The 26,497-nt window shown below is 71.1% G+C and carries 24 protein-coding genes; 6 read left to right on the plus strand and 18 right to left on the minus strand.

From position 1 onward, the window contains the following. Positions 1 to 26 precede the first annotated feature (26 nt). Together ubiA and ACIQ6S_RS06725 are read right to left on the minus strand one after the other, a co-directional pair. On the minus strand, positions 27 to 944 hold the full coding sequence (gene ubiA / locus ACIQ6S_RS06720) for a 4-hydroxybenzoate octaprenyltransferase (protein ID WP_397607683.1): 918 nt from the start codon (positions 942 to 944) through the stop codon (positions 27 to 29). After that, positions 934 to 3,162: a patatin-like phospholipase family protein gene (locus ACIQ6S_RS06725; protein ID WP_397607684.1), complete on the minus strand. Its 2,229-nt coding sequence runs from the start codon at positions 3,160 to 3,162 to the stop codon at positions 934 to 936. The genes ubiA and ACIQ6S_RS06725 overlap by 11 nt, the downstream gene beginning before the upstream one ends. Before the next feature lie 218 nt (positions 3,163 to 3,380). Between ACIQ6S_RS06725 and ACIQ6S_RS06730 the strand changes: the two genes are divergently transcribed. Further along, the gene (locus ACIQ6S_RS06730; protein ID WP_397573370.1) at positions 3,381 to 5,243 is read left to right on the plus strand and encodes an autotransporter domain-containing protein; all 1,863 of its coding nucleotides are present in this window, start codon (positions 3,381 to 3,383) and stop codon (positions 5,241 to 5,243) included. A gap of 75 nt (positions 5,244 to 5,318) precedes the next feature. Next, positions 5,319 to 5,669: a nuclear transport factor 2 family protein gene (locus ACIQ6S_RS06735; protein WP_397607685.1), complete on the plus strand. Its 351-nt coding sequence runs from the start codon at positions 5,319 to 5,321 to the stop codon at positions 5,667 to 5,669. Positions 5,670 to 5,690: 21 nt separating this feature from the next. Here the strand turns inward: ACIQ6S_RS06735 and ACIQ6S_RS06740 are convergent, their stop codons facing one another. From ACIQ6S_RS06740 to ACIQ6S_RS06760, 5 genes are all read right to left on the minus strand, one after another. Beyond that, positions 5,691 to 9,464, minus strand: a complete 3,774-nt coding sequence (locus ACIQ6S_RS06740) for a translocation/assembly module TamB domain-containing protein (RefSeq protein WP_397607686.1) — start codon at positions 9,462 to 9,464, stop codon at positions 5,691 to 5,693. Next, entirely contained in the window at positions 9,464 to 11,320 is a 1,857-nt protein-coding gene (locus tag ACIQ6S_RS06745) for an autotransporter assembly complex family protein (RefSeq protein WP_397607687.1), read from the minus strand. The genes ACIQ6S_RS06740 and ACIQ6S_RS06745 overlap by 1 nt, the downstream gene beginning before the upstream one ends. A gap of 5 nt (positions 11,321 to 11,325) precedes the next feature. Beyond that, complete coding sequence (gene glyS / locus ACIQ6S_RS06750; protein ID WP_397607688.1) at positions 11,326 to 13,410, minus strand: glycine--tRNA ligase subunit beta; 2,085 nt, start codon at positions 13,408 to 13,410, stop codon at positions 11,326 to 11,328. Beyond that, positions 13,407 to 14,345 carry a glycine--tRNA ligase subunit alpha gene (gene glyQ, locus ACIQ6S_RS06755; RefSeq protein WP_297865296.1) on the minus strand — a complete coding sequence of 313 codons (939 nt, stop codon included), beginning with the start codon at positions 14,343 to 14,345 and terminating at the stop codon, positions 13,407 to 13,409. The genes glyS and glyQ overlap by 4 nt, the downstream gene beginning before the upstream one ends. A gap of 72 nt (positions 14,346 to 14,417) precedes the next feature. Beyond that, on the minus strand, positions 14,418 to 15,311 hold the full coding sequence (locus ACIQ6S_RS06760) for a DUF2785 domain-containing protein (protein ID WP_397607689.1): 894 nt from the start codon (positions 15,309 to 15,311) through the stop codon (positions 14,418 to 14,420). A gap of 91 nt (positions 15,312 to 15,402) precedes the next feature. Between ACIQ6S_RS06760 and ACIQ6S_RS06765 the strand changes: the two genes are divergently transcribed. Together ACIQ6S_RS06765 and ACIQ6S_RS06770 are read left to right on the plus strand one after the other, a co-directional pair. Beyond that, positions 15,403 to 16,161 carry a glutamine amidotransferase gene (locus ACIQ6S_RS06765; RefSeq protein WP_397607747.1) on the plus strand — a complete coding sequence of 253 codons (759 nt, stop codon included), beginning with the start codon at positions 15,403 to 15,405 and terminating at the stop codon, positions 16,159 to 16,161. A 37-nt stretch (positions 16,162 to 16,198) separates the two neighbouring features. After that, a complete protein-coding gene (locus ACIQ6S_RS06770; protein ID WP_397607690.1) occupies positions 16,199 to 17,167 on the plus strand; it encodes a hypothetical protein in 969 nt (322 codons plus the stop codon). A 27-nt stretch (positions 17,168 to 17,194) separates the two neighbouring features. On the opposite strand, the gene ACIQ6S_RS06775 is transcribed toward ACIQ6S_RS06770, so the two are convergent. The 5 genes from ACIQ6S_RS06775 to ACIQ6S_RS06795 all read right to left on the minus strand — a co-directional run bounded on the left by ACIQ6S_RS06775 (position 17,195) and on the right by ACIQ6S_RS06795 (position 19,934). Then, positions 17,195 to 17,851, minus strand: coding sequence for an RDD family protein (locus ACIQ6S_RS06775; RefSeq protein WP_397607691.1), 657 nt, complete (start codon positions 17,849 to 17,851; stop codon positions 17,195 to 17,197). Beyond that, complete coding sequence (gene tatC, locus ACIQ6S_RS06780; RefSeq protein ID WP_397607692.1) at positions 17,848 to 18,591, minus strand: twin-arginine translocase subunit TatC; 744 nt, start codon at positions 18,589 to 18,591, stop codon at positions 17,848 to 17,850. The genes ACIQ6S_RS06775 and tatC overlap by 4 nt, the downstream gene beginning before the upstream one ends. Beyond that, positions 18,588 to 18,935, minus strand: coding sequence for a Sec-independent protein translocase protein TatB (gene tatB / locus ACIQ6S_RS06785; RefSeq protein WP_397607693.1), 348 nt, complete (start codon positions 18,933 to 18,935; stop codon positions 18,588 to 18,590). Before tatB ends, tatC begins: the two co-directional genes overlap by 4 nt. A 25-nt stretch (positions 18,936 to 18,960) precedes the next feature. Then, a complete protein-coding gene (gene tatA / locus ACIQ6S_RS06790; protein WP_397607694.1) occupies positions 18,961 to 19,185 on the minus strand; it encodes a twin-arginine translocase TatA/TatE family subunit in 225 nt (74 codons plus the stop codon). 68 nt (positions 19,186 to 19,253) lie between these two features. Further along, positions 19,254 to 19,934 (minus strand): lipid-binding SYLF domain-containing protein, encoded by a 681-nt coding sequence (locus ACIQ6S_RS06795; RefSeq protein WP_397607695.1) that lies wholly within the window; start codon positions 19,932 to 19,934, stop codon positions 19,254 to 19,256. Between the two features lie 121 nt (positions 19,935 to 20,055). Between ACIQ6S_RS06795 and hemH the strand changes: the two genes are divergently transcribed. Together hemH and ACIQ6S_RS06805 are read left to right on the plus strand one after the other, a co-directional pair. Then, on the plus strand, positions 20,056 to 21,078 hold the full coding sequence (gene hemH / locus ACIQ6S_RS06800; RefSeq protein WP_397607696.1) for a ferrochelatase: 1,023 nt from the start codon (positions 20,056 to 20,058) through the stop codon (positions 21,076 to 21,078). Next, positions 21,071 to 21,922, plus strand: a complete 852-nt coding sequence (locus tag ACIQ6S_RS06805) for an alpha/beta fold hydrolase (RefSeq protein ID WP_397607697.1) — start codon at positions 21,071 to 21,073, stop codon at positions 21,920 to 21,922. Before hemH ends, ACIQ6S_RS06805 begins: the two co-directional genes overlap by 8 nt. Here ACIQ6S_RS06805 and ACIQ6S_RS06810 read toward each other — a convergent pair. From ACIQ6S_RS06810 to ttcA, 6 genes are all read right to left on the minus strand, one after another. Beyond that, complete coding sequence (locus tag ACIQ6S_RS06810) at positions 21,919 to 22,494, minus strand: hypothetical protein (RefSeq protein WP_397572990.1); 576 nt, start codon at positions 22,492 to 22,494, stop codon at positions 21,919 to 21,921. The two genes, ACIQ6S_RS06805 and ACIQ6S_RS06810, sit on opposite strands and share 4 nt — an antisense overlap. A 92-nt stretch (positions 22,495 to 22,586) precedes the next feature. Then, complete coding sequence (locus tag ACIQ6S_RS06815; RefSeq protein WP_397607698.1) at positions 22,587 to 23,414, minus strand: M48 family metallopeptidase; 828 nt, start codon at positions 23,412 to 23,414, stop codon at positions 22,587 to 22,589. Continuing rightward, positions 23,411 to 23,914 (minus strand): nuclear transport factor 2 family protein, encoded by a 504-nt coding sequence (locus tag ACIQ6S_RS06820; protein ID WP_397607699.1) that lies wholly within the window; start codon positions 23,912 to 23,914, stop codon positions 23,411 to 23,413. The genes ACIQ6S_RS06815 and ACIQ6S_RS06820 overlap by 4 nt, the downstream gene beginning before the upstream one ends. A 31-nt stretch (positions 23,915 to 23,945) precedes the next feature. Further along, positions 23,946 to 24,854 (minus strand): recombination-associated protein RdgC, encoded by a 909-nt coding sequence (locus ACIQ6S_RS06825; protein ID WP_397572993.1) that lies wholly within the window; start codon positions 24,852 to 24,854, stop codon positions 23,946 to 23,948. Between the two features lie 21 nt (positions 24,855 to 24,875). After that, positions 24,876 to 25,499, minus strand: coding sequence for a DUF2238 domain-containing protein (locus tag ACIQ6S_RS06830; protein WP_397607700.1), 624 nt, complete (start codon positions 25,497 to 25,499; stop codon positions 24,876 to 24,878). After that, complete coding sequence (gene ttcA, locus ACIQ6S_RS06835) at positions 25,496 to 26,473, minus strand: tRNA 2-thiocytidine(32) synthetase TtcA (protein WP_397607701.1); 978 nt, start codon at positions 26,471 to 26,473, stop codon at positions 25,496 to 25,498. Before ttcA ends, ACIQ6S_RS06830 begins: the two co-directional genes overlap by 4 nt. Between the last annotated feature and the right edge of the window lie 24 nt (positions 26,474 to 26,497).

Below are 26,497 nucleotides of genomic sequence, written 5' to 3' on the forward strand. Positions count from 1 at the left end.
AAGCCTCCCCCAAAGGCATCCCGGGATCAAGTCAAGACGACGAAGAAATGCAGCGCCACCCCAGCGAACACGGCGGCACCGACCCGGTTGTTGGCGAGGAAGGCGGCGAAGCAGTCGTCCGGGTGCCGCGAGCGGCCTTGGGCGAACTGCTGCGCCACGAAGACCGCGGCGGCCACGAGGCCCAACCAGTAGACGAGGCCGAGTTCGAGCCGATGGCCGAGCAGGCCCATCGCCAGCCCCGCCAGCGCGAACAGCACGGCGATCACCGGCACGTCGAGGTCGCCGAACAGCAGGGCCGTGCTCTTGGCGCCGGCGCGGCGGTCGTCCTCGCGGTCCACCATCGCGTACCAGGTGTCGTAGGCCGTGGTCCAAAGCAGGTTCGCGCACAGCAGCAGCCACGCCTCCTGCGGCGGCCAGGCATCGCGCGCCGCGGTGAAGGCCATCGGGATGCCCCAACTGAAGGCTAGCCCGAGCCAGACCTGCGGCAGGTAGGTGTGGCGCTTCATGTACGGATAGGCCGCGGCCAGCACGAGGGCGACGGCACTCAGCGCGATCGTCTTCGCGTTCGTCGTCAACACGAGGGCGAAAGCCACCAGCATCAGCCCCGCGAACAGCCCGAGCGCGAAGCGGCCCGACAGTTCGCCGGCCACCAGCGGTCGGGCCCGGGTGCGCTTCACCCGGCCATCGAGCCAGCGATCGGCGTAGTCGTTGATGACGCAGCCCGCCGCGCGCGTCAGCCACACACCGCCGGCGAACACGACCAGCAGGTGCAGCGAAGGCAGTCCGTCCGAGGCCAACCACAGCGCCACCAGCGTCGGCCACAGAAGCAACAGCCAGCCGATCGGTCGGTCGGCGCGCATCAGCCGCCAGCTGGCGTCGTAGCGGGCGCGCCAGGCCGGCGGCAGGTGCGCCGCCAGCGGCGCCGAGGACAGATCAGTCTTCATTGCGGATCAGGTTGCCGAAGTTGAGCGTCCACGTGTCGTTGCCGCGGTTGGTGCGGCCGTAGCCGAACAGGATCGGCCCGAACGGGCTGCTCATGCCGACGAACACGCCACCGGCGCGCGTCGAGCGCTCCCAGCTGAAATCGAGCGTTTCGTCGCCAACCTGACCGATCTCCGCACTGGCGCCAAGGTAGGTGGGCACGGCGAACAGCGCGTTCGCATCGCCGAGCCGGTAGTAGTAGACGGCCCGCCCGTAACCCAACGTCTCCCCGGTGAGGCTGCGCTCCAGCGTGCCCGACAGGTTGAGGAAGCCCCCGAGCGTGGAGAACGCCGCGAGGCCCGGCGGCGCGTCGCGCGTATCGGCCCATCGCGTGCCGAGCAGCAGGTGGTGCTTGCCGCGCGACAGCACCGAGTCGGAACGCCAGCGGGCCACCCAGCCTTCGCCGTCGGCACCCAGCACCGGCTCGTAGCGGTCGATCGACAGCACCGCGCGCGAGCCCTGGCTGGGGAAGCTCAGGCGGTCGAGCGTGTCCCACACCGCACGCGCGCCGAACGAACTCGTCTGCTCGGTGAGGTCTTCGACATCGAACGTACCCACCACCTCGCGACCGAGGAAGCGCGAGCGGCGCATCGTGGCTTCCAGCGCCCAGCGCGGATCGGTCTGCAGGCCCACGCGCACGCCGAACGTGGTGCGGGAGACGCGGAAATCCGCCACCCGCGTGGTGCCGAGCACAAAAGGCACGTCGAAAGCGCGGTAGCCGGTGTCGACGCCGGCGTAGAAGCGGCGGTCGAGGTCGATGGGGGCGAACCAGTCGGCGGACACTTCCATCACCTGGCCGAGGCGCAGCAGGGCGCGCAGCTCGTCACCATCGCCGCTCACGCCGGTCTTCAGCAGCTCGGCGGTGAGCTGGTAGTCGCTGCCGCCACGGAAGTCGTCGGAGATCTGCAGGCCGATGTTGAAGAACAGCGGGCCCCACGCCTTGTCGACCGGCAGCAGTTCGATGCCGGTCTGGCCATCGCGCTGCACTGGGCGCCAGCCGAGGCTCTGGTAGGCGCCCTCGGCATAGGTGCCGGCGACGGCGGCGTCGATCGCCTTGGGATCGAGCGGCCCACCCACCAGCCCTTGCGCGCGGTAGGCCACGAGGCGCTCCGTGCGCGAGCGGCCCGACGCCACGTCGACGAAAGCGATGGTCGTCGCGGGATCGAGCCGGGCGAAGCGCCGGCCGCTCCGCCACGCCGCGTACTCGGCTTCGGGCAGGGCGAGGTGGCGGAAACGCGGCGCTTCAGCCTCGGCGGCATCCACGCCCTTGCCGATCACCGACACCGACTCGTCGAAAGCCGCGCTGGAAAAGGTGCCCAACGGCGGCACGATCAGCACGTCGCCCGCCTCGAGGGCGGTGATGGAACGGTTGGTCTTCTCCTGCATCAGCACCGAGACCATCTGGTAGGCGACATCGAGCGGAGTGCGAATGTCCTCGCGTGCGAGCAGCGGGCTACCCACGTCCACCGCGATCACCACGTCGGCGCCCATCTCGCGCACCACGCCGACGGGAAGGTTGTCGACGATGCCGCCGTCGACGAGGATGCGGCCGTCGATCTCCGCCGGCGCGAACACCGCGGGCACCGCCATCGAGGCGCGCACCGCCATCGCCAGATCCCCTTCCGCGAACACCACGCGCTCGCCGCTGACGATGTCGGTGGCGATGGCGCGGAACGGGATCGGCAGGTCGTCGAAGTGCGCGGTCTGCGACGCGTCGAGCATCAGGCGTCGCAGCAGCAGGCCCAGCTTCTGCCCCTGCACGGCGCCGGAGGGCAGCACCGGCGCCCCGTCGCGCCAACCGGCTTCCAGCTCGGCGCGGTAGTTGAGCTGCGCCTCCTTGCGACGCATCGGCAGGCCGGCGCGGACCGGGTCGTCCTGGAACAGGTCCTGCCAATCGACCGAGGCGAGGGCGTCCTCGATCTCGGCAGGGCGCATGCCACTGGCGTACAGCGAACCCACCACCGCGCCCATGCTGGTGCCAGCGATGGCACAGACGGGGATGCGCTCACGCTCCAGCACTTTCAGCACGCCGACGTGCGCGGCACCGCGCGCTCCGCCGCCGCCGAGCACGAGGCCGACGCAGGGGCGTTCGCCCGTGGCTGTCGCCGGCGCGGCCGACAGCGCCGGGGCCAGTGCCAGCACGAGGGCCCCCAGCAGGGCCGAGAAAAAGGTTCGACGCATTCGTTTCCACTCCGGTGGTTCGCCGTGAATGATGCCCGGTCGCAGACCAAGGACCGCATTCATGCCGCATCGCAGCATGAATTCCCGGCATCCAGCCCAACGGACGGCGGCGTATGGCGGGCACCCGTAACTTTGTTTTAATGTGACCCCCGTCGCGGCCCCTCCCGGCGACCGCGCCTTGCTGCCACCCCTCGTTCCGTCCTGTCCAGGAGTTACCGATGCCCCGCACCCGTCTCATCGTCGGCGCCGTCGCGCTGGCCCTCGCCGCTTCGTCGGCCCACGCGCAGCGCTTCAGCCGCGTCGTCAGCTTCGGCGACAGCCTGTCGGACGCCGGCAACATCGGCCTCGCTCCCGGTGCAGCAGGCGGCCTCGGCGGCGCGTTCGGCCCGAGCCAGAGCTTCACCACCAACCCCGACCCGGTGATGGTCGAGCTGCTGGCGCGCTACTTCGGTTACGCCAACGGCCCGTCGCTGGCCGGCGGCACCAACTTCGCCTGGGGCGGCGCCTGCGCCCGCCCGGCCTCGGCCGCGCCCTGCACCAACAACCCGAACCCGGTCACGCGCCTCGACGCGCAGATCGGCAGTGGCCTCACTGGCGGCGTCGCCGACCCGCGCGCCCTTTACACGGTGTGGATGGGTGCGAACGACCTGTTCGGCGCCATCCCGGTGTGGGCCTCGAACCCGGCCACCGCTTCGGCCAACGCCTCGGTCGGCGGCATTCCGGTCGCGCAGGCCGTCGTCGGCCAGGTCGGCCGCCTGCAGGCCGCTGGCGCGCGCTACATCGTCGTGCTGAACCTCCCGGACCTCGGCGTCACGCCGCAGTTCTCGTCCGGCCCGGCCGCCGCCGCCGGCCCGCTCGCCTCGCTGGCGACCGTCAGCTTCAATGGCGCGCTGTCGCAGGGACTGTCGCAGCTCGGCACCGGCGTGATTCCGGTCAACGTGTTCGGCCTGGTGAACGAAGTGCGCGCCAACCCGGCGGCATTCGGCTTCACCAACGTCACCGGCGTGGCATGCACCACCAGCAGCTCCATCCTCTGCACGCCGAACTCGCTGGCGGCGCCGAACGCCAACAACACCTACCTGTTCGCGGACGGCGTGCACCCGACGGGTGCGGCGCACCGCCTGCTGGCCGAAGTGGCCGTTGCCACCATCAACGCCCCGACCATCGTCTCGATGGCGCCGGAAACCGCCATCGCCGCCTATGACGACCACGGCGGCGCGATCGCCAATGGCCTGTTCGACGAGTACCGCTTCGACCGCGAGGACGGCACCGTGCGCGGCTACTTCCGCGCCACGGGTTCGAGCGGCGACATCACCGGCTCCAGCTTCGCGCCGGGCGGCGACACCAGCGGTTTCAGCCTGACCGGCGGCGCCAACTACCAGGTCAGCGAGACCTTCACCTTCGGCGTCGCGGCCAGCATCGGCAACCAGAACCTCGACCCGACGGGCGGCCGCATCGACGGCAACACCGTGCTGTTCTCCGGCTACGGCGTGGTGAACTTCGGCGGCTTCTACATCAATGCCATCGCCAGCGGCGGCAGCACCAACCTCGACCTGGCGCGCACCATCGTGCTCGGCCCGACGGTGCGTGCAGAGACGGGCGAAACCGACGCCGACCATCTCGCCGGCGAGCTCGGCATCGGCTACGTGTTCAAGGGCGAGAACCTGACCCACGGCCCGTTCGCCGGCATCATCTGGCAGGAAGTGACCGTCGGCCAGTTCTCCGAGGACGCCATCACCTCGACCGCGATGAACTTCCAGGAGTTCACCCGCGAGTCGATGGTCACGCGCTTCGGTTACCAGGCCAAGGCCGACTTCGGCACGCTGCAGCCGTTCGCGCGCATCGCGTGGAACAGCGAGGACGAGGCCGGCGGCACGGTCGTCAATGCCGGTTCGAACAGCATGGGCGGCCGCTTCGCGCTTGACGGCTTCCGTCCGGCCGAGGATTGGACCAGCGCCGACATCGGCCTCGGCTTCACCTTCTCGGAGCGCTTCAGCGGCCATGTCACCTACACCGGCCGCTTCGGCGACGACGTGGTGGACCGCGATGCCCTCAGCCTCGGCGTGACGATGAGCTTCTGATCGAAGGCACCGGCGCAAACCGGTTGAACGAAGGCCGCCTCCGGGCGGCCTTCGTCATTCTGGCATCCTGCCCCCATGCCCGACCCTGACTTCGCGGCGCTGGTGCAGCGCCAGCTCGACGCCTACAACACCCGCGACGCGGCGGCATTCGCCGCCTGCTTCAGCGCCGACGTGCGCTGCCAGCGCCATCCGGACGAAGCGCCGTTCCTGCAGGGCCGCGAGGCGCTGCGGACCTTCTACGCGCGCGAGCGCTTCGTCCATGCGGGCCTGCACGCCCGGCTGCTGCACCGGATCGACCTGGGCCGACGCGTCCTCGACCACGAACACGTCGTCGGCCTGCCGGGCGGCGAGCGCGAAGTCGTCGCGGTCTACGAGCAGGGAGCGGACGGCCTGATCGGCCGGGTGTGGTTCATCGCGCCGGCCTGAGCCCACCTCGCGGCGGGCGGCTCAGTCGCGCTCGAACTTCGCTTCGAGCTCGATGCGCTGCTCGATGCCGGTTTCAACCTGCGCGGCCAACCAGCGCCGCAGCGCGTAGGTGACAGTGACCACCTGTCCGGTGCCCGAGAGCGCCATGCCGTAACTGACGTAGAGCTTCGGCGTGATGCGCTTGCCGACGGTGAGCGCGGTGCCGCCCAGCGCGCGCGACTCGCCGACGCTGGCGGTGTCCAGCCCGACCTTCCCGGCCACCGCCTGGGCCACGGCACTGCCCCCGAGCGAGGTGGCGGCCTGCTCCAGCTGGGCCGCGTCGTTGCCGTCGGCGGACGCCAACGGACGGCCGAACATCAGCCACGACAGCGCCTCGGCCTGCGGCAGCGCGGGGCGCGACCAGACATCAACGATCGGCGAAACGCCGGTGCCGGTGACGGCCACGCCGACTTCCGGTTCGGAATCCGGGCGCACGGCGCGCACGTCGATGGTGGGCTCGTCGATCGCGACATTGCCCCAGCGCAGCGTGCCGCGCTCGAGGTCGAGCTGCTGGCCGTAGGCGCGGACTTCACCGGCCAGCTCAAGCGTGCCGCGGGCGCGGGGCTCGCGGTCGATGCGGTCGCGGAGCTTCAACTCGCCGGACAGGCGGCCATCGAAGCCGAAGCCACGCAGGCGCACGTCGTCGCCGAGCGCGACGGTGAAATCGGCATCCAGTTGCAGGCCCGCCGCGGAGGCCTCGGCGGTCGGATCATCGATGACCACGACATCGGGCGAGGCCGCCGCGCCCTGCTCGAAACGGTCGAGCGCGAGCTCGGCACGCGGAACATCGATGCGGCCGCGCAGCCGGGCCACGCCGTCGGCCACCTCGAGATCGAGCGCCGGGCTGATCCACGCGCGACCATCCGGCGTGTCGAGCACGCGCACGTCGGTGCCGCGGATCGTCACCCGGTTCGGGCGGTCGTCCTCGCTCCACTGGCCGGCAATCTCCAGCGCGCCGTCGCCGGTCGGCAGACGCCCGCGCAGCCGAAGCTGACCGTCTTCGCCGCCTTCGATGCGCAGCTCGCCCTCGTCGATGGCGATGCCGAGCGCCGGCAGTTCGACGGCAAAGGGCGCCGCGGCCAGCGCACCTTGCCAGCGCGGCGCCTCGACGGTGCCAGAGAGGACGAGGCGCCCGTCGATGGTGCCGCGCGGCGCGACGAGATCGGCGCTGACGACTTCGAGCAGGCTCAGGTCCGTGGCGCGCAGGGCGATCTGGCCGTCCAGCACCCCCGCGGCATCGGCCGAGGCGCGCGCTTCGAGCCGGCCATCCGGCAGCAGGTCGGCGCGCAGGTCGACGCGCCAGCCGTCCGACTGCGTGGCCTCGAGCACGAGGCCGTTCCACCCGAACACCGTCTCCGGCGCGACGCCACCCACGCGCAGGCGGCCCTGCGGCGCATCGACGCGGGCGGTGGTGACAACACTGCCGTCGACCCAACGCCGCGCGGCCTGCAGCGCCACGAGGCCACTGGGCGCCAGCGGGGTGTCGAGATCGTCGGGAAGGAAGGGCGCGAGCCACGCGAGGTCGAGTGCCTCCCCGGCAAGGCGCGCGTCGTCGGCATCGCCTTCCGCGCAGAGACGACCGCTCTTGGCGAGCCGCAGGCAGACCGGCGATGGCAGGGACCAGTCGGCACCGCGCCAGGCCATGGTGGCGGGAGCGTCGAGCGCGAGGAGCGGCAACGCGGGCAACTCGCCGTCGAGCGTGTCGAGCGTGAGTTCGCCGCGTTCGAAGCCATCGCTGCTGCGCCACGCGCCGCGCGCCTCAAGGCGACCGCGCGCGCCGGCCGTCGGTGCCGGCAGGTTGGGCGCGTCGATGCCCCGGGCGGCGAGGGTGAAGCGCCCGCTGTCGACGCGTCCCTCCAGCGCGAGCTCGATCGACGCGATGCGGGACTTGCCCTGCGCCAGCGCGTCGGCGCGCACCGCGATGCGGCCATCGCCGCGCGCCGGCAGGGAACCACGGGCGGTGAGGCGCTGCAGGGTGACGTCCTGCCAGCCGCCGTCGAGCAAGGCGAGATCCACCTCGATCGCGGGCCGCTCGGCAGTGCCCGACACCTGCAGGCGACCATCGAGCACGCCGCGGGCGCCATCGAGCCAGGGCGCCACCTCCAGCGTGCGGAGCGCGACTTCCAGATCCAGCGCGGGAGCCAAGGCGCCGTCGACGGCGACGCGGCCTTCGCCCAGCGCGAGCTCGGCCTGGACCTGCAGCGCGTTGCCGCGGGCCTCCACCTGCGCTTCGCCGTCGATGCGCTGGCCGCGCAGAGTACCGGTGAGCGACGCGAGCTCCGCGACGTAGCGCAGCGGCCCGTCGGCCGGCGCGGCACCGTCGACGCGCAACGTCCCCTCGATCCGGCCCGGCCACTCCGGCGCCAGCCACGCCGGGTCCAGTTCGCGCATCGTGGCGTCGAGCGCGAATGCCGCCGTGGCATCGCGCGCATAGCGTGCTTCGCCCTCGAGGGAACCGCCGGGCGTCGCCAGCGTGAACGGCGCGAGCACGATGGCCTCGGCGTCGCCGCGAGCCAATCCGGTGAGCGTGGCCCGCTGTCCGCCGCGCGCGAGGTCGAGATCGAGCTCGGCCGACCAATCATCGACGTGGCCCGCGAACGTGGCCGTGCCATCCGCCTGCACCCGCGCCTCGCCCTCGCCCCACGACACGGCATCGACGCGCGCGACGAGGTCGGCGGCGCCGTCATCGAGTCCATAGGTGCCCGTCAGGTCGACGCGGCCGTCGAGCAGGGACAGGGCCAGGGGTTCGGCATGCAGCACGCCGTCGTGCAGCCGCAGGCGCGAATCACGCAGCGCCACGTCCACACCGTCCTGCGCGACGCGCCCGGTCAGGCCGACGCGGAGACCGGGCGTCGCCACCAGCTCGTCACCGGGGGCGGCGGCGACGCTGTGAGCCCGGAGCGTGGCGTCGATGGGGGCCTGAACGGGCAGGCCGAGCGAGGCGATTTCGAGCTGCGTCGCATCGAGCGCGAAGCTCCAGCCCAGCGTGTCGAGCCGCGCGGCGTCCTGCCAGTCGAAGGCCATCCGCAGGGGGCCGCCGGTGCGGCCTTCGAGCGTGGCTCGGCCCGTCGCGAGCGTGCCGTCGAGCCGCAGCGCCATGCGCGCGCCTGCCGCGAGTTCGCCATCGAGCGCGAGTCGCGTGGCGAAGTCCTCCGAAGGGAGGTACTGCAGTGCGCCACGCACGCGGCCCTGCGGTGCTTCGAGTTCGAGTGAGTCCAGCGCAAGACGGCCGGGCTGCAGCGCGAGCGCGCCCGCCACGCGGTCGATCACGATCGGCGGCGACGCCTCGCCGGCCGGCTGCACGACGATGTCGCGGACCTCGACGGTGTCGACGCGCACCGAGATCGGCAGGTCGAGCCGGGGCAGCATCCCCGGCCACGACGGCGTCGGCTCGTCGGGCACGTCCTTGGGCCACACGCGCACTCCGCGCAGCCGCAGCGACGCGAGATTCACCGTCGGCTCGCCAAGCCCGGGAGGGCGGGGCGTGGCGTCCAGCACGCCGATCTCGACGCGCACGGTCGCGTCCTCGTACACCACGTCGCGCAGGCGCAGACCGCCGGCGAGACTGCCCTCTCGGCCGCCGATGCGCAGGGTGCCCTCGGGCAGCGCGGCGATCACGCGATCCAGCGCGGCATCGCGCCCACCCCCGCTACCCAGCAGCCACCACCCGCCAAGAGCGGCGGCCGCGATCAGCGCGACACCGCCCAGCCAGGCCCAGCGCCACAGTCGCGCGGCGTGCACTCGCAGCGACGCCATCAGAAGCCCACCCCGAAGCTGAGATGCAGGCGCGTGCCACCGCCCGCCGCTTCGTCGAGGCCCTGCGCGACATCGACGCCGACGAGGCCGACCGGCGAACGCCAGCGCGCGCCCACGCCGACGCCGATCTTCGGATCGAACGCACGCCGCGTGTTGAAGACATCGCCGGCATCGACGAAGACCGCCGCGCCCCACTCGTCGGTGAAGAAGTACTGGTACTCGGCGCTGGCCACGACCCGATGCAGGCCGCCCAGCACCTCGCCCTCGAAGCGCGGCCCGATCTCGCGATAGCCGTAGCCGCGGATGCTGCGATCGCCGCCGGCGAAGTAGCGCAGCGAGGTCGGGAACGACAGCGATTCCAGCAAGCCTGCATAGGCCGTCGTGGCCGCGTCGGCGCGCAGGATCACCGCCTGCGAGTCACCGATGCTGTGCAGCCACTGCGCACCGATCTCGAGCTGGGCGAAACGCTGGCGCTCCGATGCGGCTTCGATCACGCCCGCCCGCAGCGCCACCGTGAGCTGCAGCGAATCATCCGGGTTCAGCGGATCCTCGACGCGGCGGTACGTGGCGCTGAGTTCGGGATAGAGCATCGTCTGCCGTGCATCCGGGAAGCGGTCGCGACGCAGCAGCTTGGTGCGCTCTTCGGCGAACACCACACGGCCCGAAAGGGTGAAGGGATCACGGCGTCCCTGCCAACCCGCGCCAACGCCGAGGCGTTCGTAGCCGAGCGCCGACTCCGGGTCCTCGGTGAGGTACTCGATGCGCGTGCCCCACCAACCGGGCAAGCGCCGCAGCGACGGAATACGGTATTGCGTCGAGAAACCGCTGCGCCGTTGCGACCATTCGAAATCGGACAGCCATTTGTGCCCGCGATCGTTGACCCACCGGCGGTTCACCGAACCGCGCACGCCCACGCCCGTGTCGCTGCCGAAGCGCAGCGCCGCCGTGTAGGCCGTGCGCTTCGCCGGCGTGGTGGTGATGTCGATCGGCACGCGCAAGCTGTCGCCTTTCCCGTCTTCGGCGGGCACCACCTCCACCAGCGCGAAGTAGTCGAGCTGCGACAAGCGAGCGCGCAGGCGGTCGAGCTTGTTGCGGTGGTAGGGCTCGCCCTCGGTCCAGTCGACCAGCGGCGGCAACAAGCCGGGGCGGAACTGGTTCGCGCCGAAGCGGGCCTCGCCCATCGCGTGGCGCGGGCCGGACTCCCAGCGAAGCAGGACGTCCGCGGTCTTGCCCGCGCGACTCACCGCCACCCGGCCCGTGGTGCGCTTGGCGTCGAAGTAGCCGCGGTCGGCCAGCTTGCGCTCGACGCGGAACTTCGAGGCTTCGTAATCGAGGTGGACGAAACGCTCGCCGACGTCCGGCTCCAGTTTCGGCAGCTCGCGCATCACGAAGCGATCATCCCGCGCTTCGCCAGTGATGTCGGCATCAAGCGTCTTCACCCGCACCGGCTCGCCGGGGTCGACGACCACCCGGATGCGGACCCCGTCGCGCGCGGGCTCGCGGCGCACGTCGACCACGGGCGAATACCAGCCGAAGGGTTCGAGCGCTTTCGTGACTTCGCCCGGGATGCGCCGCAGCAGGAACTGCAGCCGCGCTTCGCTGAGATCGCTGCGCTGCTTCACCGACAAGCGCGCCAGGGTCATGCCAAGGCGGGCGTTGGCCGCCTCCTCATCAGGCAGGCCGGCCAAAGTGACGTCGACGACGCGGATGCGCGGCGGTTCCGGTTCGGCGGCCAGCGGCGAGGCGGCGTCCTCGGCGCGGACGGGCGACGCCCCGAAGGCCATCGCCATGCCGACGGCGAGCAGCCAGCCTAGGCGCGCGAAGGGATGCCTCCGGCAGCGTGGGGCTGGCGGCATCGGGCTCAGGTGGCGAGCTGCTCGATCGCGGCCACTGCGGCGAAGCGGTCGGCCAGCGCCTTCAGCAGGGCGAGGCGGTTGTCGCGCACCGCGGCGTCCACGGCCATCACCATCACGCCGTCGAAGAACGCATCCACCGGCGCGCGGAGCGCCGCGAGCCGGCTCAGCACGGCCACGTAGTCGCGCGCGGCGAGTGACGCGTCGGTGTCGGCCAGCGCGGCGACGAGCGCCGCATGCAGCTCGCGCTCGGCGGGTTCGACGAGCTTCGACGCATCGATGGTTTCGGGCAGCCCGCCCTCCACCTTCTTCAGGATGTTGCGCGCACGCTTGTTGGCCGCCGCCAGCGCGGCGGCTTCCGGCAGCTCGGCGAAGCGCTGCAGGGCCGAAAGCCGCTCGGCGAAATCGGCCAGCGAGACCGGCTTCGTCGCCGCGACGGCGTCGAACAGCGCCGCACCCACGCCGCGGTCGGCGAAGTAGCTGCGCAGGCGGTCGAGAATGAAGTCGTAGAGCTCGCCGGCATCGACATCGAGCCCGGCCGGCAGCGCGGCCTTGGCGGCTTCGAGCATGCCGACGAGATTGAGATCGAGCCCGCCCTCGATCAGCGTGCGGGCAAGGCCGAGCGCGTTGCGGCGGAGGGCGAAGGGGTCCTTGTTGCCCGAGGGCTTCAAGCCCGCGGCAAAGCCGCCGGCCAGCGTGTCGAGGCGCTCGGCGAGAGCCAGCACCTGGCCCAAGCGCGATGCCGCGATCGCATCGCCGGCGAAGCGCGGCGCGTAGACCTCATCCAGCGCCACGGCCACGGCATTGCGCGCCTCGGTCGGCAGCTCGGCGAGGCCGGCGTCGTGCGCGGCGTAGTAGCGGCCCGCGATGCCCTGCAGCTCGGGGAACTCGTTGACCATCCGGCTCTGCAAATCGGCCTTGCACAGCAGGGCCGCGATCTGTGCCAAGTCGGCGTCGTCGTCGAGCGCCGTGGCGATCGCACGCGCCAGCTGCGCGATGCGGGCCACCTTATCGGCGTAGCTGCCGAGCTTCTGCTGGTAGGTGACGGTGGAGAGGCCGGCGTTCATCGCCGACAGGCCCTGCTTCAAGTCCTCGTCGAAGAAGAAGGCGGCGTCGGCGAAGCGCGGGCGGATCACGCGCTCGTAGCCCTTGCGCACTTCCGACTCATTCGTCGAAACGATGTTGGCGATGCCGATGAAGGCCTCGGTGATCCGACCCTGCGCGTCGAGCACCGGGAAGAACTTCTGGTTCGCCTCCATCGTCGAGATCAGCGCTTCCTGCGGCACGCGCAGGAAGGCCTTCTCGAAGCCGCAGAGCACGGCCTTCGGCCACTCGACGAGGCCGTTGACCTGCTCGAGGTTGTCCTCGGTGACGCGCGCCGTGCCGCCGGCCTGCGCCGCAGCCGCTTCAACTTCGCGAACAATGGCAGCACGACGCTCGTCGGCATCGACCAGCACCTTCGCGCCGCGCATCGCTTCGACGTAGGCGTCGGCATCGCTGACCCACACCGCCTTGTCGTGCATGAAGCGATGGCCGCGGCTCATGCGGTCGGCGGTCTTGCCGAACGCAGCCAAGGGCACGACGTCCGCGCCGTACAGCGCCACCAGCCACAGCGCCGGCCGCGCGAAGGCGTGCTCGTGCGCGCCCCAGCGCATCGGCTTCGGGATCGGCATGGCCTTCAGCGCGTCATCCAGCACGGCCTGCAGCAGGTCGACGGTGCGCGCGCCCGGCTTCACCGAGCGGGCCACGAAGCGCTCGCCCTTGGCATCGGTGGTGCGCTCGAGGTCCGTCCACGCCACGCCGGCCTTGGCCGCGAAGCCTTCCAGCGCCTTGGTCGGCGCGCCATTCGCATCGAGACCGATGTTGAGGTACGGACCCAGCACTTCCGAGCGCTGCTCGGGCTGCTCAGCCGCAACGCCCTCGATGTGCACGGCGAGACGGCGCGGCGAATACAGCGTGCGCGCGGTACCGATGGACACCCCACGCTTCGACAAGCCATCGGTGATGCCATTCGCAAACGCGGCGGCCAGTTCCGGCAGCGCCTTGACCGGCAGTTCCTCGACGCCGAGTTCGATCAGCAGGGACGCGCTCATGCCGCGGCCTCCTGCGTGTCGAGGCCGAGTCGGGCGCGTTCCCCCGCGTCCTTTACGCCGGGGAAGCCGAGCTTCTGGCGCTGCGCGAAATAGGCCTCGGCCACGGAACGGGCCAACGTGCGCACGCGCAGGATGTAGCGCTGGCGTTCGGTGACGGAGATCGCGCGGCGCGCGTCGAGCAGGTTGAACGAATGCGAGGCCTTGCAGACCTGGTCGTAGGCCGGCAGCGGAAGGCCCAGCTCGACCAGCTTCAGCGCCTCCTTCTCGCAGGCGTCGAAGCGATGGAACAGCTCGGCCACGTCGGCGTGTTCGAAGTTGTAGGCGCTCTGCTCGCGCTCGTTCTGCAGGAAGACATCGCCGTAAGTCACGTCGCCGTGCGGGCCGCGCGTCCAGATGAGGTCGTAGACGTTGTCGCAGCTCTGCAGGTACATGCACAGGCGTTCGAGGCCGTAGGTGATCTCGCCGGTCACCGGCTTGCACTCGAGGCCACCGGCCTGCTGGAAGTAGGTGAACTGCGTCACTTCCATGCCGTTCAACCACACCTCCCAGCCGAGGCCCCAGGCGCCGAGCGTCGGCGATTCCCAGTTGTCCTCGACGAGGCGCAGGTCGTGCACCTGCGGGTCGATGCCCAGCGCCTTCAGCGAACCGAAGTAGAGCTCGACGATGTTGTCGGGGTTCGGCTTCATCACCACCTGGTACTGGTAGTAGTGCTGCAGGCGGTTCGGGTTCTCGCCGTAGCGGCCGTCACCGGGGCGGCGCGAGGGCTGCACGTAGGCCGCGTTCCAGGCCTCGGGGCCGAGCGCGCGAAGGAAAGTGGCGGGGTGGAAGGTGCCGGCGCCGACTTCGAGATCGAGCGGCTGGATCAGCACGCAGCCCTGCTCGGCCCAGTAGGCGTTCAGGCGCGTGATGAGTTCCTGGAAGGTGGGAGCGGACATCGTTCTCGGATGCGGGAAATCAGGCCGCGCAGTATAGCGGCCACCCCCCTTGCCGCCCCGATCCGGACGGCCTCAGGGCATCCGGCGGAGCACATCGGCCACGGCAGGCACCCGAGCCTCCAGTGCCGGCGAGCCACTGGTCGCGAGCGTGCCGTGCAGCACGAACAGGAACACACGCAGGTTGTGGCGACGGGCCAACATCGTTGCCTCGGTCGGGGCGTCGGCGGGCGGCGCGGCCGCCACCACGGTCGCGAGCCAGGCCAACCACGCGGCCTCGTCGTGCTGCCCGCGCTGGAGGGCGAACAGCACGGGTCGCACGAGGCGTTCGGCCTCGCCATGGGTGTACGGTGGCGCGCCCTGCGGGGCGACCTGCGCCGCCACCGCCTCCAGCAGACGGTCGAGCTGGGCGCGATCAAGGGCCGGGTTCAGGGCCAGCTGCATCGCGAAGTCGGCACCGTGCGCCACGCCGTGCCGCCAGCCGATGCCCGGTTCGAAGCCCCGCCAATCGCGCACGCCGGCGAGGTAACCCGCTGCCGCATCGACGAGACGCTGGCGCTGGGCCGCATCGAGCCACGGGGCGATGCGATCAGTGCGGGCGATTTCCGCCAGCACCAGCGCTTCGAACGGCGCGCGCACGCCGTCGGGGTCGGGCGCGGGCGTTCGCAGGGACTCGATGAGGCGCTCCATCAGTGCTTGCCGCGCTTCGGGCCGCAGCGCGTCGCCACGGAGCCACGCACTGAGGGCCTCGTACGCGCCGCCGTCGCGCCAGGCCGGATCGGGTGAAGCGAGGCAATCGAGCCATTGCACCGCCATGGCCTCGCGCCGGTCGGCGTCTTCGATCACGAAGTCCCGGGCACGCAGGGCCGCCAGTCCCTCGGCGTCGAGACCGAGGGGCGGGCAAGCCGCAGACAGCGCGGGGGCGGACAGGCTGGCGAGGGCGACCAGGGCCAGAGAGCGGCGGCGCATGGCGGTATTCCGTGGACGAGGATCGTCGCCCGATCGTGAGCGCGGCCGAGCCAACCCACCCGTGCCGGAAGCCCCGATCGGACTCGACGCGATGCCTTCGGGCTTCCACACTAGGGGCGTGTCCCGTCCATCCCGCTTCCTCATCCTCGAAACCGGTCGGCCGGTGCCCAGCATGCGGCGCCACGGCGGATTCCCTCATGTGATCCGTACCGCGGCCGGCCTCCCGCGCCACGCGGCGCAGGTCGTGCCGGTGCTCGACGGCCACGCGCCGCCAGACCCGAGCGGCTTCGCGGGCGTCATCGTCACCGGCTCCGGGGCGATGGTCACCGACCGCGAACCCTGGTCGGAGACCACGGCCGAATGGCTGCGACGCGCGGCCCACCACGGCCTGCCGATGCTCGGCATCTGCTACGGCCACCAGCTCATCGCCCAGGCCTTCGGCGGCGAAGTGGCCTGGAACCCGCAGGGCCGCGAGATGGGCACGGTGCCCGTGCGCCTACACGCCGAGGCCGCGCACGATCCTTTGTTCAGGCACCTGCCCAGCGAGTTTCCGGCCCAGACCACGCATCTCCAGACCGTCCTCGCGCCGCCGCCGGGCGCGGTGGTGCTGGCACGCTCGGCGCTCGACGGCTGCCAAGCCTTCCGCCTCGGTGAACGGGTCTGGGGCCTGCAATTCCATCCCGAGTTCGGCGTCGTGCACATGCGCGGCTACATCGATGCGCGACGCGAGGCGCTGAAGCGCGAAGGGCAGTGCCATGTGCGGATGCTAGAGTCCGTGCGCCCCGCCCCGGCCGCGCGCAACGTGCTGCGTCGCTTCGTCCGCCACGCCCTCGCGCAGCGCCACGGCTGAACGCCCCATCCCTTCTCTCCTCCCCGGAACCCCTCGCATGACGCCCCGCTGGGCCGGCTTGACCGCCCCCTTCCGCTGGCTGATCGACGCCGTCGACGTCGGCCGCCACCAGCCCGCCGTGATCATCTCGGCGATCCTCTTCACGGTGGCGGTCGGCTTCCTGCCGTCGCTGCCGATCCAGCTGATGACGCTGGCCGGCTCGCCGCCGGGCATGGCTGTGCAGCTGCTGTTCCAGGCGATCGGCCTGATCGTGTCGCTGGCGATCTCGCCGGTGCTGGTCGCCGGCATCTACCGCCTGCTGGACGGCGCCGAGCAGGGCCGCCCCGTGGCTGTCGCGCAGATCGGCGACGGCTTCCGCGATGGCAGCTGGGGCGCGATCGTGCTCGTCACCGTGCTCGGTTACGTGCTGATGTTCGGCCTGCTGCTCGCGATGATGATGGTCGTGGCCGCGGTCACCGGCGTCGAGGCGTTGCAGGCCCTGCAGCAATGGCTCGAGCAGTTCATGGCGCTTCAGGCCAAGGCGCAGGAGAGCGGCGTGCCGCTCCAGCCCAAGGACGTGGCCGCGCCACCCGAGGGGCTGGGTGCCGCCGTGCTCGTGGTGCTGGCCTTCCTGCCGCTGTGGTTGGTGGTGGCGCTGGGGCTCGGCTGGTCGCTGGTGTCGGTGACGCTGCGCGGCACCTCGCCGGTGGCGGCGGTGATCGGCGGATTGCGCGCCGCCGCCCTCAACGCCATGCCGCTGGTCGTGTTCTTCCTGGCCCTGCTGCTGCCCGGCCTGCTGGCAGCCGGGCTCTTCGGGCTGGTGATGGCGGCGGTCGTCGCCCTCGCCTCGCTGTTGGGGCCGATGGTCGGCGGCGTGATCGCGGTGGCGATGACGATGGTGATCGCCGTGGTCTTCGCGGCGATCAGCTACGGGTTCACGCTCAACGGCTGGCGCGCGGCCTGCGACGATGGTGGAGGCGATCGCGCCGCGAACGACCGCCCCGAGATCGCCGGCTTCGAGGCCTGATCCACGGCCTCGGCGCTGCGCCGGGGCTCAGAGGCCGAGCACCATCACGGCCTGCATCGCCGTCCACGCCACCCAGCCCAGCAGCAGCGCCACGGCGGCGGCCTGCAGGCCCAACCACGCCGTTGCCCAGGCCGGAAGCGCCGCATCGCCGTCGACGCGCGTGCCTGCGGCCAGATCGTGGCCGGCACGGCCGTCGTCGCGGAACATCACCAGCGCGTGGCCGAGGTGCAGCAACAGCCAGCTCGGCCCGGCCGCCACGAAGCGCAGCAGCGCGCGCGGCAGCCCCACTGTCGTGCCGTCGTTGGCCAGCACGCGAAGGCCGAGCGCGCGCTTGCCCGGCGTCGCGCTCCACGGCGAGGCCTCGAAGCCAATGAAGTACGCGGCCACCACGAGCCAGGCCCACAGGCCCGCGCTGAGCAGCGACGCGAACAGCGCCTCCATGCCCTGCGTCATCGAGGCCATGAAGGCGGCATCGGCCTGCAAGGCACCGGCGAGGTCGAGCAGGGCGATGTGCCCGGCCGCGAACGCGCGATCCAGCGCGAGCTGGATGGCGCCTTCCATGCCCCGCCACGCGGCCTGAACGACCTGCAGCGGGCGCCATGCGGCGCCGACGACGAAGGGCGACAGCAGCGCGAGATCCAGGGTGTAGGCGGCGTAGCGCGCCTTGAAGGCGGCGGCGCTCATGCCGCTTCGGCGGGCTTCGCGCGCAGCAGCAGCCGGCCCACCAGCAGTCCGGCTTCATACAGCAGCCACATCGGGATCATCAGCAGCACCATCGACAGGCCGTCCGGCGGCGTCAGCAGGGCGGCGAGGATGGCGATGACGACGATGACGTAGCCGCGCCACTCTGAGAGCTGCGCCGGCGTGACCCAACCAAGCATCAGCGCGACCAGCACGGCGATCGGCATCTCGAAGGCGAGGCCGGCGGCGAGGCCCATCACCAGCACGAAGCTGAGGTAGGCGTTGATGTCCGGCATCATCGTCACGCCCTCCGGCACCGTCGCGGTGAGGAAGGCGAACATCGCCGGCAGCAGCACGAAGTAGGCGAAGGCGATGCCGACGTAGAACAGCAGCACCGCGGCGACGAGCAGCGGCAGCGCGAGGCGCTTCTCGCTGCGATAGAGGCCGGGCGCGACGAAGGCCCAGGCCTGGTAGAGCATGAAGGGCACGGCGACCAGCAGCGCGACGAACAGCGTCAGCTTCATCGGCGCGAAGAACGGCGAAGCGACATCCACCGCGATCAGCTGGCCGCTGTCGGGCAGGTGCGCGAGCAGCGGCGCCGCGAGGCGCGCGTAGAGGTCGTTGGCGAAGGGCAGCAGGCCGAGGAAGGCGACGCCCAGCGCCAGCAGCGCGCGCATGGTGCGCAGGCGCAGCTCAAGCAGGTGGCCCATCAGGCCCAGCCCGGTGTCGGCGTCGTCGCTCATGGCGCGGGCGGCTTGGGATCGGCGGCGGCGCCCGCCGCCTCGTCGGTCGCGGGCGGGGCGTCGTTGCGCTCGATATCGCGAACGCCCGACTGCAGCTCGCGCGCCTCGTCGTCGAGCTGCTTCACCGCGTCGCGGATCGCTTCGCGCTCGGCTTGCAGGGAGGCCTTCATCTCTTCGGCCGCGAGCTCACGCTCCATCTCGGACTTCACCGCGAACCACTGCGCGCGCGCCTTGCGCACCCAGAGGCCGGCGAAACGCGCCGCCTTCGGCAGGCGTTCGGGGCCGAGCACCACCAGGGCGATCACCCCGATGATGCCGATCTCAAACCAGCCGAGCTCGAACATGGCGGTGCGTCAGCCGGGCCGCGGCTCAGGCGCCGGGGCGGTCGTTTTCCTTCCGCTCGCTGCTGGCGTCGACGCCCGGCTGCGGTGCCGGCGGATCCAGCTTGGCGGGCTCGTCCTGCGCATCGCGCACGCCCTTCTTGAAGCTCTGGATGGCCTTGCCGAGGTCGCCGCCGGCGCTGATCAGCCGCTTCGTGCCGAAAACCACCAGCACGATCAGGAGGATGATGACGAGTTCGCGGAATCCCAGCATGGACGTGCTCCGAAGTCAGGGGCCAAGGATAGCCCGTCCGGCCGGCGGCCCGAAGGCCGCCCGCGGTTTCAGCGCGCGGCCTGCGCGCTGGCTTCCTCGAGCTTGTCGCGGAAGCCGACGACGGCATTCACCTGCGGGCGGACGCGGTTCTCGAGGATCATGCGCGCGGTGACGTCGCGGCCGTACACGCGGCGGTTGGCGCGGTTGTCGATGGCGATGACGGCGCCATCGAGCGCGATGCCGGCGAACAGGCCGCGGGCGCGGGAGTAGCTGTAGATCTCGGCCTTGAGCTGGCCGTCGGTGCTGGCCTGCGCGCTGCGGCCCACCGGGCCAGCGGCCACCGAGGCGTCGGCGCCGAGGGTGAACTTGCCGTTGACGATGTTGTCGACGCCGCGGCGGTTGCGGAACACCAGCACCACGTCAGCCGACTGCACGCCGGCCTGGAAGCCGAAGCTGCCGCCGCCGAGGGTGATGAAGGTCGGGTTCGACCAGGTGCCGTCGCTGCCACGCACGGCCATCAGGCCCTTGCCGCCGCGGCCGCCGAAGATCAGGCCGGCCTTGACCACGTCCGGCATCACCGCGATGGCCTCGGCTTCGCGCAGCAGGCGCTCGGGGATGGATTCCTCGGGGATGGCGAGGATCTCGGAGAGCACGCGCACGGCGTTGTCGGCGCGTTGGATCTCCTTCTCCTGCGCGCTCGCGGCGAAGGGCAGCATCAGGGCCAGCAGGGCGGTCAGCACCAGGCGCATGGGGCGCTCCTTGGGGATTGGGGACGATCGAGTGTGGAAAACCGCGCTTGAGCGGGGCATGAACCCGGCCGTGACGCGCGGCCCGATCATAATGGCCCCCCGCCTCCGACGCCGAACCCGCATGCACACGGCTTTCCGCCCCGCGCCGCCCGCCACGCCGAACGAGGAGGCCGGGCGCATCGGCGTCCTGCTGGTCAACCTCGGCACGCCCGATGCGCCGACGCCGGCCGCCGTCCGGCGCTACCTGGCGGAATTCCTCCACGACCACCGGGTGGTCGACCTCACCCGCTGGCTGTGGTGCCCGGTGCTCCACTTCATCATCCTGCCGCTGCGCTCGCCGAAGGTGGCGAAGAACTACGCCAGCATCTGGACGCCGGAAGGCTCGCCGCTGCTGGCCCTGTCGAAACGCCTCGCCAACGGCGTGGCGCGCGCGCTGCCCGGCGTCGATGTGCGCCTGGCCATGCGCTACGGCAACCCGTCCGTTCCGGACGTGATGCGCGCGATGGAGGCCGACGGCTGCCGCCGCTTCGTCGTGCTGCCGCTGTACCCACAGTACGCCGCCAGCACCTCGGCGAGCTCGCACGATGCGGTGATGCGCGAAGTGCTGCGTTGGCGCCGCCAGCCCGAACTGCGCCTGATCCAGGACTACCACCGCGATGCGGGCTGGGTGGCCGCAGTCGCCGACAGCATCCGCGCGCACTGGGCCGCAAAGGGCCGCGGCGACCGCTTGCTGATGAGCTTCCACGGCATCCCGCAGCGCTTCGTCGCCGGCGGCGACCCCTACGCCGCGCAGTGCCGGGCCAGCGCCGAAGCCATCGCCGCCGCGCTCGGCCTCGGCGAGAGCGAATGGGCGCTCACTTTCCAGTCGCGCTTCGGTCGCGAGCCTTGGCTGCAGCCCTACACCGACAAGACGCTGGAGCAGTGGGGCCGCGAGAAGGCCGGCACGGTCGACGTGGTCTGCCCGGGCTTCGCGGTGGACTGCCTCGAGACGCTGGAAGAAATCGCGGTCGAGAACGCCCACGCTTACGTCGAGGCGGGCGGCACGGCGCTGCGCTACGTGCCGGCCTTGAACGACGATGCCGCGCACGTCGACGCACTGGCAGAGCTGCTGCGCCGTCATCTGGCAGGTTGGACCGATGCGTGAGATCCGCCTGCCGGGCGGTCGCGGCGAGCTCGCCGCCCTGCGCTTCGGCGATCCCGACGGCCCCAAGCTGCTGGCCCTGCACGGCTGGCTCGATAACGCCGCGAGCTTCGTGCCGCTGGCTGCCTCGCTGGAAGGCTTCGATGTCGTCGCGCTCGACCTGCCGGGGCATGGTGCTTCCGCGCATCGCGCCGACGGCTACGACTACGTCTACGTGGACTGGCTGCACGACGTGCTCGACGCGCTCGACGCGCTCGGCTGGGAACGCGCGCACCTGCTCGGGCACTCGATGGGCGCCACGCTCGCCAGCACGCTGGCCGCCGCGGCGCCGGAGCGCGTGGCGAAGCTGGCACTGGTCGAAGGCCTCGGGCCGCTGGGTGGCCCGGCAGAGAGTGCCGGCACGCGCCTGCGCGAGGCGGTGGCGGCGCGACGCGCGCTGGACGCGCGTCGCGATGAGGCGCCGCGCGTCATCAAGGACATCGACACCGCCTTGGCCGCACGGCTGCAGGCCACGCCGATGCGCGAGGCAGATGCGCGCCTGATCGTCGAACGCAACCTGCAGGCGGTGGCGGGTGGCTGGTCGTGGCGCTCCGACCCGCGCCTGCGCCTGCCCTCGTCGACGCGCCTTCCGGAAGCGGCGATCCGCGCGATCCTGCAGGCCATCGACGCGCCGACCCTGCTGGTGGCGGCGGAGCCTTCACCGCCCTACTTCCCGCCGGCCCTCCGCGCCGAGCGCATCGCCTGCCTGCGCGACGCGAGCCTGCACGTGCTCGAAGGCGGGCACCACGTGCATATGGAGCGCGCGCCGGAGATCGGCGCGCTGCTGCGGGACTTCCTGCGCGATTAGGGCGCGGTCTCGGCCTCGGGGGCCTTTTCCTCGACGGCGTGGCTGATCGTCACGCCGAGCTGGCCATCCGGCTTGGTTTCGATCATGTAGTTGACGCCGCGATCGTCGCGCTGCCAAAGCAGGGTGCTCGAACCGGGTTCGCTCATCGCCATCAGCGAGGTCCAGCCCGCGGCCTTCATGTGCGTATCGATGCGGGTGGTCAGCTCGGCCAGATCGCCGGGCATCGTTCCGCCGACGAAGCTGCTGGCGCCGACCACCATCGAGGTTTCGAGCACCAGGCCTTCGGGCACCAACACGTCGGACGGGAAGTCCGCCGGGATCGTCGCGGCGTCGCCCTGCGAGGCGGAGAAGGCGCGCCCCTGCTCGTCCACGCCGGACACGGTCTGGCCACCGTCCTCGATGTCGATTTCGGCATCGGTCATCGATTCGATGGCCGCTTCCGCCACCGCCTCGGTGGCGGTCTCCTCGGCGGCTTCCTGGGCCTTGCCGCAAGCGGCGAGCAGCGAGAAGGAAATGGCGGTGACGGCGAGGACGCGAAGCGCGGTGAGCGAGAGCAGCGGGGCGCGGGACATGGAAACCTTCGGGGGTTGGAGGGGGCGGAAACAGAGTGAGGCGTGGCGACGCCTCGTGTCAGCCCCATCCATGGGGACGGTTCAGCCGGCGCTCAAGCCTTGGTCAAGGCACGAAGTTGCGCCTTCAGTCCCAGGCCGCCATCACTGCGAAGGAAAGTGCGCTCTTCGCGCCAACCCGGGCTGCGCGCCTCCACTTCGCGCCAGAACGCCGCGGAGTGGTTGGCATGGATCAGGTGGCAGAGCTCGTGCACGAGCACGTACTCGAAGGCCGCGGGCGGCCCGAGCACGAGCGAAAGATCGAGCGAGACGGTGCCGTCCGGCGCGAGGCTGCCCCACAGCGACGACAGCGCGCGCACGCGGAACTCCCGCGGCGGGCGCGGCAGTCCCGGGAGGTAAGCCGGCAGCCAGCGGTGGATCGCCGCACGCGCCTCCGCGCCGTAGAACTCGAGCAAGGCCCGACGCAGCACCGCAGCCGAGGCCGCGTGGGGCGCGTGGAATCGGAGTCGCGCGCCATCCACCGGCAACGTCGTGCCGCCGACATCGACGGGCTCGATCCGCGCGCTGCGCGCTGCGACCCATTCGACCGGCAGCGATTCGCCATGCAGCGGCAGCGCTTCGACGGCGCCGAATTGCCAAGCCACGGCCACGCGCGTGTCGCGGAAGCGCTGCCACTGCGCGGTGATCCAACCGGCATGGTCGTGCACGAAGGCATGGGCCACGCGCTCGGAGACGCGCCAGGGCACCGACAGGCGCACGCCGCGCTCGCTGACCGTCAAGCGCAGTCGGCGCGCGCGACGATCGCGCACACGATGCAGGGGCACCGACGATCCGTCGGGAAGCAGGAAATCGACGCGAAGGCTTTCGCGCGAGGCCTCCGGCGCGGGAGCGAGGCCGAAGAGCGAACGCAGGGCGGCCGTCATCGTGGACGGGGCCGCCACGCGGCCAAGCGCGCGCCCGCCTGTTCGCGGATCTTGCGGCGCAGGACGCCACTCCAACCCAACAGCAGCCCCGGTGTGCCCAGCGCCTGCCGGCTCCAGCGCCACACATCGAACTGGTCGATATGGCGCACCACGAGCCCGTCGCGGAAAACGAACGTGGCGTCGATGCGGTTGTGCACGAGGCGGCCGGTCGCGCTGAAGCGGTAGTGCGCCTCCCAGTGCGCGCTGCCTTCGTGGGCGTCGGCGCGAATGGCGCTGGCCTCGAGCGACCAGACGTCGCGGCCCTTCGCCTCCACCGCCTCGCAGAGCATCGACCACATCGCCATCACCGCATCACGGCCGGCGAGGCCGAAGACCGGATCTTCGAAGCGCACGTCGGGGGCGTAGAGCGCGGCCATGCCCTCGGTGTCGAGTGCCGCGAAGGCCGCGTAGAAGGCCTCGATGCGGCGGGCGTTCTCGTGCATCACGTCGAGGGAAGTCATGGTGCGCGTCCGCCGGAAGGCTGGCGCCAGTCTACTCCGCGCGGCTGAGCTTCAGCGCCTTCTCGAGCACACCGAACAGCGTGTGCAGTTCCGCACTGAACAGCGCGTAGCGCGCGTCGAGCTCGGCGGCGAGCGAGTCGCGTTCGGTGTTCTCGAGCTGGTCGACGGCGCCGTCGAGGAACTTCAGCTTGCGGACGATGAGGTCCTCGCCGAGCACGAAGCTGACGTGGTCGTCGAGCACGAGGGCGAGCTTGGTGACCTGCTTGCCGGTCTCGAGGTGCTTGGTGATCTCGTCGGCGGTGAGCTCCTGGCGCTGCGCCTTCACCACCGCGCCGCCATCGACGGGGTCCTTCAGCTCGCACTCGTCGCCGAGCGTGAGCCCTTCGGGCAGCGGCTCGCCGGTGAGCCAGCCGGTCATCACCGCGCGCACCGACACCTCCGCGTTCACCGGCACCGCCGGGAAGCTGCCCATCGCGTGGCGCAGCTCGGAAACGACGTTCTCGGCCGACTTCTTGGAGGACGCGTCGACGGCGACGATGCCGTGCTTCAGGTCGATCGAGGCCGACGTGCGCGAGCCCTTGATGAAGGCCTTGGGCAGCATCTCGTGGATCAAGTCGTCCTTGAGCTGCTTGCGCGCCTTGCCACCGAGCTTGCGGCCTTCCTTCGCTTCGATCTCGGCGAGCTTCTTCGCCAGCGCGTCGTTCACCACCGCGCCGGGCAGCAGGCGGTCTTCGCGGCCGAGGCTCACCCAGGTGAAGTCACCGAGGCGGTGCGTCATCGCCGTGCCCTCGCCGCCCATCGGCGGCACGAAGCCGCGGCTGCCGAGCTCGAGCGGGCCGACCGGCTTCAGCGGGTGCTCGACGAGGCGGTCTTCGAGGGTTTCCAGTGCGGCGTTGAGCGAGGACGGGAAGCGGAAGAACGTGAGGTTGCGGAAGAACATGCGGATCCTGGAAAGGGAGATTCAGCGGGGAAGCGCGGCGAGTTGGCGGTCGTGCCAGCGGCCGAGCGTCGCGAGCGCGAGGATGGCGCCGAAGCCGGCCCATGCCATGTCGCTTTGTGTGTCCCAGGCGTAACCCTGGGTGCCGAGGAAGGCCTCGGCGGCCTGACCGGAGAGCTCGGCCACCCACCACTCGATGAGTTCGTAGAAGGCCGAGAAACCAAGGCAGAACGAAACGATGAGGAACCCCCGCCAGCCGGCGCCGTTCACCACGCCGAGGCGCAAGAACAGCTCGCGGGCGATCATCGCCGGCACGAAGCCCTGCGCCAGATGGCCGAGCTTGTCGTAGTTGTTGCGCTCACCGCCCATCCAGTCGCGCACCCAGTCACCGAGCGGCACTTCGGCGTAGGTGTAGTGGCCGCCGACGATGAGGATGATCGAATGCAGCAGCACGAGGACGTACAGCAGCGGCGTCAACGGGAAGCGCGCACGCGTGGCGGCCAGCACGGCGAAGAAGCCCAGCGCCGGCGCCACTTCCAGCCACCACGTGAGGCGGTCCTTCGGCCCGATCGCCGACCACGCGAAGACCGCGAGGAAGACGGCGGCCCACGCGAGGGCGCCTGGCGAGCGCAGCGAGGCGGTGCTCACGGGTTCCAGATCGGGTCGAAGGTCTTGGCGCGCAGCGCGGCCAGGGCATCGGGCTTCGGCGCCGCGGGCATGGCTTCGTCGTCGTCCGTCGCCGCGACCGTCGCCTCGGCCATCCAGGCGCGGCCGTCGGGTAGCGGCATATCGCCGCGGCGGCCCAGCGCCATGAAGTCGAACAGCGCGCGGTCGGAGAGCTGCGAAGGGCGCACGTCGGCGAGCGCACGGCTGATCGTCTCGAGGCGGCCGGGCGAGTCCTTCTCCCACTGCTCGAGCATGCGCTTCACGACCTTGCGCTGCAGATTCTCCTGCGAGCCGCACAGCGTGCACGGGATGATCGGGAAGGCCTTCGCTTCCGCATACGCCGCGATGTCGGCTTCCTTCACGTAGGCCAGCGGGCGGATCACCGTGTGCTTACCGTCATCGCTTTGCAGCTTGGGCGGCATGCCGCTCAGCTTCGCGTGGAAGAACAGGTTGAGGAAGAAGGTGGCCAGCAGGTCGTCGCGGTGGTGGCCCAGCGCGATCTTGGTGAAGCCGTTCTGCTCGGCGTAGGTGTAGAGCGCGCCGCGACGCAGGCGCGAACACAGCGAGCACATCGTCTTGCCCTCGGGCACGACGCGCTTCACCACCGAGTACGTGTCCTGCTCGAGGATGTGGAAGGGCTGGCCGATGCCTTCGAGGTAAGCCGGCAGCACGTGCTCGGGAAAGCCCGGCTGCTTCTGGTCGAGATTCACCGCCACCAGCTCGAAGCGCACCGGCGCCTTGGCCTGCAGCTGGCGCAGGATGTCGAGCATCGTGTAGCTGTCCTTGCCGCCGGACAGGCAGACCATGATGCGGTCGCCCTCCTCGATCATCCCGAAGTCGGCGACGGCCTGGCCGACCTGGTGGCGCAGGCGCTTCTGCAGCCTGGTCAGGTCGTGCGGTTGGGACGGGTGCGCATCGCCCGCGGCAGGGGCGGGGCGCGTCTCGGCGAGGGCCATGGGGCAGCGGGTGTCGCGACGTGG

The organism is Silanimonas sp. (assembly GCF_044377035.1).
GTDB lineage: Bacteria > Pseudomonadota > Gammaproteobacteria > Xanthomonadales > Xanthomonadaceae > Silanimonas.

Coding starts and splice junctions, on each gene's coding strand:
- ACIQ6S_RS06725 (WP_397607684.1), bottom strand. CDS start 3,162: ATGCGTCGAACCTTTTTCTCGGCCCTGCTGGGGGCCCTCGTGCTGGCA.
- glyS (WP_397607688.1), bottom strand. CDS start 13,410: ATGAGCGCGTCCCTGCTGATCGAACTCGGCGTCGAGGAACTGCCGGTC.
- ACIQ6S_RS06745 (WP_397607687.1), bottom strand. CDS start 11,320: ATGCCGCCAGCCCCACGCTGCCGGAGGCATCCCTTCGCGCGCCTAGGC.
- tatA (WP_397607694.1), bottom strand. CDS start 19,185: ATGCTGGGATTCCGCGAACTCGTCATCATCCTCCTGATCGTGCTGGTG.
- ACIQ6S_RS06730 (WP_397573370.1), top strand. CDS start 3,381: ATGCCCCGCACCCGTCTCATCGTCGGCGCCGTCGCGCTGGCCCTCGCC.
- ACIQ6S_RS06815 (WP_397607698.1), bottom strand. CDS start 23,414: ATGACGGCCGCCCTGCGTTCGCTCTTCGGCCTCGCTCCCGCGCCGGAG.
- ACIQ6S_RS06770 (WP_397607690.1), top strand. CDS start 16,199: ATGACGCCCCGCTGGGCCGGCTTGACCGCCCCCTTCCGCTGGCTGATC.
- ACIQ6S_RS06740 (WP_397607686.1), bottom strand. CDS start 9,464: ATGGCGTCGCTGCGAGTGCACGCCGCGCGACTGTGGCGCTGGGCCTGG.
- ACIQ6S_RS06825 (WP_397572993.1), bottom strand. CDS start 24,854: ATGTTCTTCCGCAACCTCACGTTCTTCCGCTTCCCGTCCTCGCTCAAC.
- tatC (WP_397607692.1), bottom strand. CDS start 18,591: ATGAGCGACGACGCCGACACCGGGCTGGGCCTGATGGGCCACCTGCTT.
- ACIQ6S_RS06805 (WP_397607697.1), top strand. CDS start 21,071: ATGCGTGAGATCCGCCTGCCGGGCGGTCGCGGCGAGCTCGCCGCCCTG.
- ttcA (WP_397607701.1), bottom strand. CDS start 26,473: ATGGCCCTCGCCGAGACGCGCCCCGCCCCTGCCGCGGGCGATGCGCAC.
- ACIQ6S_RS06810 (WP_397572990.1), bottom strand. CDS start 22,494: ATGTCCCGCGCCCCGCTGCTCTCGCTCACCGCGCTTCGCGTCCTCGCC.
- ACIQ6S_RS06795 (WP_397607695.1), bottom strand. CDS start 19,934: ATGCGCCTGGTGCTGACCGCCCTGCTGGCCCTGATGCTGCCCTTCGCC.
- ACIQ6S_RS06765 (WP_397607747.1), top strand. CDS start 15,403: ATGCCTTCGGGCTTCCACACTAGGGGCGTGTCCCGTCCATCCCGCTTC.
- ACIQ6S_RS06735 (WP_397607685.1), top strand. CDS start 5,319: ATGCCCGACCCTGACTTCGCGGCGCTGGTGCAGCGCCAGCTCGACGCC.
- tatB (WP_397607693.1), bottom strand. CDS start 18,935: ATGTTCGAGCTCGGCTGGTTTGAGATCGGCATCATCGGGGTGATCGCC.
- ACIQ6S_RS06775 (WP_397607691.1), bottom strand. CDS start 17,851: ATGAGCGCCGCCGCCTTCAAGGCGCGCTACGCCGCCTACACCCTGGAT.
- hemH (WP_397607696.1), top strand. CDS start 20,056: ATGCACACGGCTTTCCGCCCCGCGCCGCCCGCCACGCCGAACGAGGAG.
- glyQ (WP_297865296.1), bottom strand. CDS start 14,345: ATGTCCGCTCCCACCTTCCAGGAACTCATCACGCGCCTGAACGCCTAC.
- ubiA (WP_397607683.1), bottom strand. CDS start 944: ATGAAGACTGATCTGTCCTCGGCGCCGCTGGCGGCGCACCTGCCGCCG.
- ACIQ6S_RS06760 (WP_397607689.1), bottom strand. CDS start 15,311: ATGCGCCGCCGCTCTCTGGCCCTGGTCGCCCTCGCCAGCCTGTCCGCC.
- ACIQ6S_RS06820 (WP_397607699.1), bottom strand. CDS start 23,914: ATGACTTCCCTCGACGTGATGCACGAGAACGCCCGCCGCATCGAGGCC.